Genomic DNA, 6,558 nt, shown 5'->3' with positions numbered 1-6,558 from the left:
TTAATAATATACTGTCCGTGTTTCTTAAATTGTGTTATATTTTGTGCCGGGCCATCGCGCCCGGCACTACTTGTTTTGGGCGTTTTCGTGACGGGGGTAGCGTCGGGCCGGTGACCGCAACGCCGCGCGAATTCGACATCGTCTTGTACGGCGCGACCGGCTTTGTCGGCAAGCTGACCGCCGAGTACCTGGCGCGCGCCGGAGCGGGCGCCCGGGTCGCGCTGGCGGGCAGGTCGCCGGACCGGCTGCGCGCCGTCCGCGACACCCTGAGCGAATCGGCGCGGGACTGGCCCGTCCTGACCGCCGACGCCGCGTCGCCGTCGACGCTGGACGAGATGGCTGCCCGGGCGCGTGTCGTGGTCACGACGGTCGGGCCCTACACCCGCTACGGGCTGCCGCTGGTGGGCGCGTGCGCGGCGGCGGGCACCGACTACGCCGACCTAACGGGTGAGGCGATGTTCGTCCGCGAGAGCATCGATCTGCACCACAAGCAGGCTGCCGACACCGGCGCCCGGATCGTGCACGCCTGCGGGTTCGACTCGGTCCCCTCGGATCTGACCGTGTACGCGCTGCACCGCGCGGCGCAGGACGACGGCGCCGGGCAGCTGGGCGACACCCACCTCGTGGTGCGCTCTTTGCGCGGCGGCCTTTCCGGCGGCACCGTCGCGTCGCTGCTCGAGGTTCTGGACACCGCCTCGAACGACCCCGAGGCCCGCAATCTGCTCAACGACCCCTACACGCTGAGCTCCGATCGCTGCGCCGAACCGGAACTGGGTCCCCAGCCCGACCTGCCGTTGCGCCGCGGTCGTGACCTGGCGCCGGAACTGTCCGGCCTGTGGACCGCGGGATTCATGATGGCGCCCTACAACACGCGAATCGTGCGGCGCAGCAACGCGTTGCTGGACTGGGCGTACGGCCGGCGGTTCCGCTACGACGAGAACATGAGCTTCGGATCGTCGGCCCTCGCGCCGGTGGCATCGGCCATCGTGACCGGTGTCGGCAACGCGACGTTCGGGCTGGGCAGCCGCTACTTCCGGTTCCTGCCGCGGCGCTTGGTTGAGCGGGTCGTCCCCAAGCCCGGCACCGGTCCGAGCGAGAAGACCCGCGAGCGCGGCTACTACCGGATCGAGACCTACACCACCACGACCACCGGCGCCCGCTACGTGGCGCGCATGGAGCAACGGGGAGACCCGGGCTACCAGGCCACCTCGGTGCTGCTGGGGGAGTGCGGTCTGGCCCTCGCGCTGGACCGCGACAAACTCTCCGATCTGTGCGGCGTGCTGACGCCCGCGGCCGCGATGGGCGACGCGCTGCTGGCGCGACTGCCGGCCGCCGGCGTGTCGCTGCAGACCGAACGGCTGGGCTGATCCGGCTTGCCGCAACGGCTTTCGATCGGGGTCCGCTGGGTCTAGTGTCGTAATCGACTTGCCTCTACTCGACGAAGGTGGACACACCGATGGCCGGTCTCGATGATCTGTACTCCCAGATTCCCACCGCTGAAATCGCGAGCAAGCTCGGCGCCGACGAAGGCGACGTCGACAACGCTGTTCACACCCTGGTGCCGGCCCTGCTCGGCGGCCTGCAACAAAACTCTGAAGATCCCGAGCACGCCAGCCGGATCGAATCCATGGCAATCAGTCACGCCGCGCATGGCCTCCTCGACGCCGGCGGCGGCGAGGCCGACGGCCACCAGGCGGTCGCGACGCTGTTCGGAGGCAACGACGCCGACCAGGTCGCGTCGGCCCTGGCCGATCGGGGTGCCGGCGACCGTGAGCTGCTCAAGCAATTGCTGCCGGTGGTGCTGCCAATTGTGTTGGCATACATCGGAAAACGGCTCGGCTCGGGCGGGGAGAGCGAGGCGCCGAAGAAACAGCCGTCTTCCGGCGGCGGCCTGGGTGAAGTCCTGGGCAGCATCCTCGGCGGCGGCTCCGGCGACAAATCCCTCGGTGGCATCCTCGGCAGTGTGTTGAGCGGCAAGGGTGGCGCGCTCGGTGATCTCCTCGGCGGGCTGCTCGGCGGCAAGAAGTAGTCCCGACTGTTCACGGGCAGTTCCCGGATGCTTTCGATTGCGTCGAGTTCAAGGCTGCCCAGGGTGAACCAGGATGAGTAGGTTTGTCCTTATCGGACAAGGGAAATGACGTCCGACCCCAATCGGCCGGACGGCGACAACGAGAGGGGAACGAAGTGTCGGACACACTCACCGCGGGACAGAAGCTGGTGCGGGGCGAAGCTCTCACCTCACAGAATGGCGCCTACACCCTCACCCTGCAGGACGACGGCAACCTGGTGCTGGCCGCGCGCGGCCAGGCGCTCTGGGCGACCGGGACCGACGGCCAGGGCGTGGTGCGGGCCGAGGTGCAGCCCGACGGCAATTTCGTTGTGTACACGGCCGACAAGCCGGTGTGGCACACCGCCACGCAGGGCAAGAAAGACGTCAGGCTCGTGCTGCAGGACGACCGCAACCTGGTGCTCTACGCCGCCGACGGCGCGGCCTGGTCCACCAAGACCGAGACCGACGCGCCGCCGCCCCCGGCACCCGAGGCCACCGAGGAAGCACCCGAGGTCGACGAGGCGGTCGCCGAAGCCGCGGTCGAAGAGCCCACGGGCGAGGCGGCTGCCGAGCCGGCTCCAGAGGCTGCCGCCGAGCCGGAGCCGGAACCCGCCGCGCGGACGTACACCGTCGAATCCGGTGACTCCCTATGGGCCATCGCGGAGCGCTTCTACGGCGACGGCAGCAAGTATCAGGTGATCGCCGAAGCCAGCGGCATCCCCGACCCCGACCTGATTCAGCCCGGCCAAGTGCTCACGATTCCCTGATCGTCGGGGAGGCGGTGGCGGTCGGATCCGCGTGACCAGCGGATTCGACCGCTTACGCGCGGGCAAACCGAGTCTCCCTAGAATTGACCGGTGACCGCCACCCCCCACCCCGCCGCCGACCAGCTCCCCAAGTCGTGGGATCCGGCCGCGATGGAGGACGCGATCTACCAGAAGTGGCTGGACGCGGGCTACTTCAAGGCCGACGCCAGCAGCTCCAAGCCCGCCTATTCGATCGTGCTGCCGCCGCCCAACGTGACCGGCAGCCTGCACATGGGCCACGCGCTGGAGCACACCATGATGGACGCGCTGACCCGGCGAAAGCGCATGCAGGGCTATGAGGTGCTGTGGCAGCCCGGTATGGACCACGCGGGCATCGCGACCCAGAGCGTGGTGGAGAAGCAGCTCGCGGTCGACGGCAAGACCAAAGAGGACTTCGGCCGGGAGCTCTTCGTCGAGAAGGTGTGGGACTGGAAGCGGGAGTCCGGCGGCGCCATCGGCGGCCAGATGCGCCGGCTCGGCGACGGCGTGGACTGGAGCCGTGACCGCTTCACCATGGACGAGGGCCTTTCGCGCGCGGTGCGCACCATCTTCAAGCGGCTCTACGACGCGGGGCTGATCTATCGGGCCGAGCGGCTGGTGAACTGGTCACCCGTGCTCGAGACGGCGATCTCGGACCTCGAGGTGAACTACCTCGACGTCGAGGGCGAGCTCGTGTCATTCCGGTACGGCTCGCTCGACGATGCCGAGCCGCACATCGTGGTCGCCACCACCCGGGTAGAGACGATGCTCGGCGACACCGCGATCGCGGTGCATCCCGACGACGAGCGGTACCGCCACCTGGTCGGAACCAGCCTGCCGCACCCCTTCGTGGACCGTCCGCTCCTCATCGTCGCCGACGAGCACGTCGACCCCGAATTCGGCACGGGCGCAGTCAAAGTCACACCCGCGCACGATCCCAACGACTTCGAGATCGGGCTCCGGCACGGGCTGCCGATGATCTCGATCATGGACACCAAGGGCCAGATCGCCGACACCGGAACGCAATTCGACGGAATGGACCGCTTCGTGGCGCGCGTCGCCGTGCGCGAAGCGCTGGCGGCGCAGGGCCGGATCGTCGAGGAAAAACGGCCCTACCTGCACAGCGTCGGGCATTCGGAGCGCAGCGGCGAGCCGATCGAACCGCGGCTGTCGCTGCAGTGGTGGGTCCGGGTCGAATCGCTGGCCAAGGCCGCCGGTGACGCGGTTCGCAACGGGGACACCGTGATTCATCCCGCCAGCCTGGAGCCGCGCTGGTTCGCCTGGGTCGACGACATGCACGACTGGTGTATCTCGCGGCAGCTGTGGTGGGGCCACCGCATCCCGATCTGGTACTCACCCGACGGCGAGCAGGTGTGCGTCGGTCCCGACGAGGCGCCGCCGGAGGGCTGGGAGCAGGATCCCGACGTACTGGATACCTGGTTCTCCTCCGCGCTGTGGCCGTTCTCCACGCTGGGTTGGCCGGCCGAGACCCCCGAGCTGGAAAAGTTTTATCCGACAAGCGTTCTGGTCACCGGCTACGACATCCTGTTCTTCTGGGTCGCGCGGATGATGATGTTCGGCACCTTCGTCGGCGGTGACGACGCCATCACGCTAGGCGGCCGCCGCGGCCCGCAGGTGCCGTTCACCGATATCTTCCTGCACGGGCTGATCCGCGACGAGTTCGGCCGCAAGATGAGCAAGTCCAAGGGCAACGTCGTCGACCCACTGGACTGGATGGACGCGTTCGGTGCCGACGCCCTGCGGTTCGCGCTGGCCCGCGGCGCCAGCCCCGGCGGCGACCTGTCCGTCGGCGAGGATGCCGTCCGCGCGTCGCGCAACTTCGGCACGAAGCTGTTCAACGCCACCCGCTACGCGCTGCTGAACGGCGCCGCGCTGGCGGAGCTACCAGCCCAAGGCGAGCTGACCGACGCCGATCGGTGGATCCTTGGGCGCCTGGAAGAGGTTCGCGCAGAAGTGGATTCGGCCTTCGACGGCTACGAGTTCAGCCGCGCCTGCGAATCGCTGTATCACTTCGCGTGGGACGAATTCTGCGACTGGTATGTCGAACTGGCCAAGACGCAGCTCGCCGAGGGCCGGGCCCACACCACCGCCGTGCTGGCCGCCGTGCTCGACACGTTGCTGCGGTTGCTGCATCCGGTCATCCCGTTCCTCACCGAGGCGCTCTGGCAGGCCCTCACCGACCAGGAGTCGCTGGTGATCGCCGAGTGGCCCAAGACGTCGGGCATCGCCCTGGATCCCGTTGCTGCGCAACGGATCGCCGACATGCAGCGGCTCGTCACCGAGGTCCGCCGGTTCCGCAGCGACCAGGGTCTGGCCGATCGGCAGAAGGTGCCCGCTCGGCTGACCGGCGTGGAAGCCTCCGACCTGAGCGGCCAGGTGGCGGCGGTGACGTCGCTGGCGTGGCTCACCGCGCCGGAGCCCGATTTTAAGCCGTCCGCGTCGGTGGAGGTGCGTCTGTCCGGCGGCACCGTCGTCGTAGAACTCGACACGTCGGGCACCATCGACGTCGCCGCCGAGCGCCGGCGCCTGGAAAAGGATCTGGCCGCGGCGCAAAAGGAGCTGGCGTCCACGGCCGCCAAACTGGGCAACGCCGACTTCCTGGCCAAGGCGCCCGATCAGGTCGTCGCGAAGATCCGCGACCGGCAGCGCGTCGCCCAGGAGGAAACCGACCGGATCAACGCCAGGCTGGCCGCGCTGCAATGACATTGGAGCCGCCCGAGCGGGCCAACAGCGCGGCTCCCACACCGGATGAGATCGCGTCCCTGCTGCAGGTCGAGCACCTGCTGGATCAACGCTGGCCGGAGACCCGCATCGAGCCCAGCCTGACCCGGATCAGCGCCCTGATGGACCTGCTGGGGTCGCCGCAGCTCGGGTATCCGTCCATTCACATCGCGGGCACCAACGGCAAGACCTCGGTGGCGCGCATGGTCGACGCGCTGGTGACCGCGCTGGGCCGCCGCACCGGCCGGACCACCAGCCCCCACCTGCAGTCGGCGGTCGAGCGCATCGCCATCGACGGGCATCCGATCAGCCCGGCCCAATACGTGGCGACCTACCGCGAGATCGAGCCGTTCGTGCAGATGGTCGACGCGCAGTCACAAGCTGACGGTGGTCCGGCGATGAGCAAGTTCGAGGTCCTCACCGCGATGGCGTTCGCCGCGTTCGCCGACGCGCCCGTCGACGTGGCGGTGGTCGAGGTGGGCATGGGCGGCCGCTGGGACGCCACCAACGTGATCAACGCGCCCGTCGCGGTCATCACCCCCATCGGCATCGACCACGTGGAATACCTCGGCGGCGACCTCGCCGGGATCGCCGGCGAGAAGGCAGGCATCATCCACCGGGCGCCCGAGGGCGCCCCGGACACCGTCGCCGTCATCGGGCGTCAGGCGCCGGAGGCCATGGAGGTGCTGCTGGCCCAGGCCGTGCGCGCCGACGCGGCGGTCGCCCGGGAGGACTCGGAGTTCGCGGTGTTGGGCCGCCAGGTCGCCATCGGCGGGCAGGTGCTGCAGCTGCAGGGCCTGGGCGGGGTCTACTCGGACGTCTACCTGCCGCTGCACGGCGAACACCAAGCCCACAACGCGGTGGTGGCGCTCGCGGCGGTCGAGGCCTTCTTCGGGGCGGGTGCGCAGCGACAGCTCGACGTCGAGGCGGTCCGGGCCGGTTTCGCCGCCGTCACCAGCCCCGGCCGGCTGGAACGCCTGC

General features: G+C 69.1%; 5 protein-coding genes. All 5 read left to right on the top strand.

The window, feature by feature from the left end:
- Positions 1-110: 110 nt before the first annotated feature.
- Positions 111-1,367 carry a trans-acting enoyl reductase family protein gene (locus A5706_RS04340; RefSeq protein WP_068127398.1) on the top strand — a complete coding sequence of 419 codons (1,257 nt, stop codon included), beginning with the start codon at positions 111-113 and terminating at the stop codon, positions 1,365-1,367.
- 89 nt (positions 1,368-1,456) lie between these two features.
- Entirely contained in the window at positions 1,457-2,029 is a 573-nt protein-coding gene (locus tag A5706_RS04335; RefSeq protein ID WP_068127396.1) for a DUF937 domain-containing protein, read from the top strand.
- Positions 2,030-2,184: 155 nt separating this feature from the next.
- On the top strand, positions 2,185-2,817 hold the full coding sequence (locus A5706_RS04330; protein WP_068127394.1) for a LysM peptidoglycan-binding domain-containing protein: 633 nt from the start codon (positions 2,185-2,187) through the stop codon (positions 2,815-2,817).
- Positions 2,818-2,907: 90 nt separating this feature from the next.
- A complete protein-coding gene (locus A5706_RS04325; protein WP_068127392.1) occupies positions 2,908-5,559 on the top strand; it encodes a valine--tRNA ligase in 2,652 nt (883 codons plus the stop codon).
- The coding region (locus A5706_RS04320) for a folylpolyglutamate synthase/dihydrofolate synthase family protein (protein WP_068127389.1) at positions 5,556-6,558 on the top strand (1,003 nt) is incomplete at its 3' end. The genes A5706_RS04325 and A5706_RS04320, both read left to right, overlap by 4 nt.

The organism is Mycobacterium sp. E796, assembly GCF_001672815.1.
Classification (GTDB): Bacteria; Actinomycetota; Actinomycetes; order Mycobacteriales; family Mycobacteriaceae; genus Mycobacterium.
Note: the sequence above shows the minus strand (reverse complement) of the source record. Positions and strands in the feature narration are given on the sequence as shown.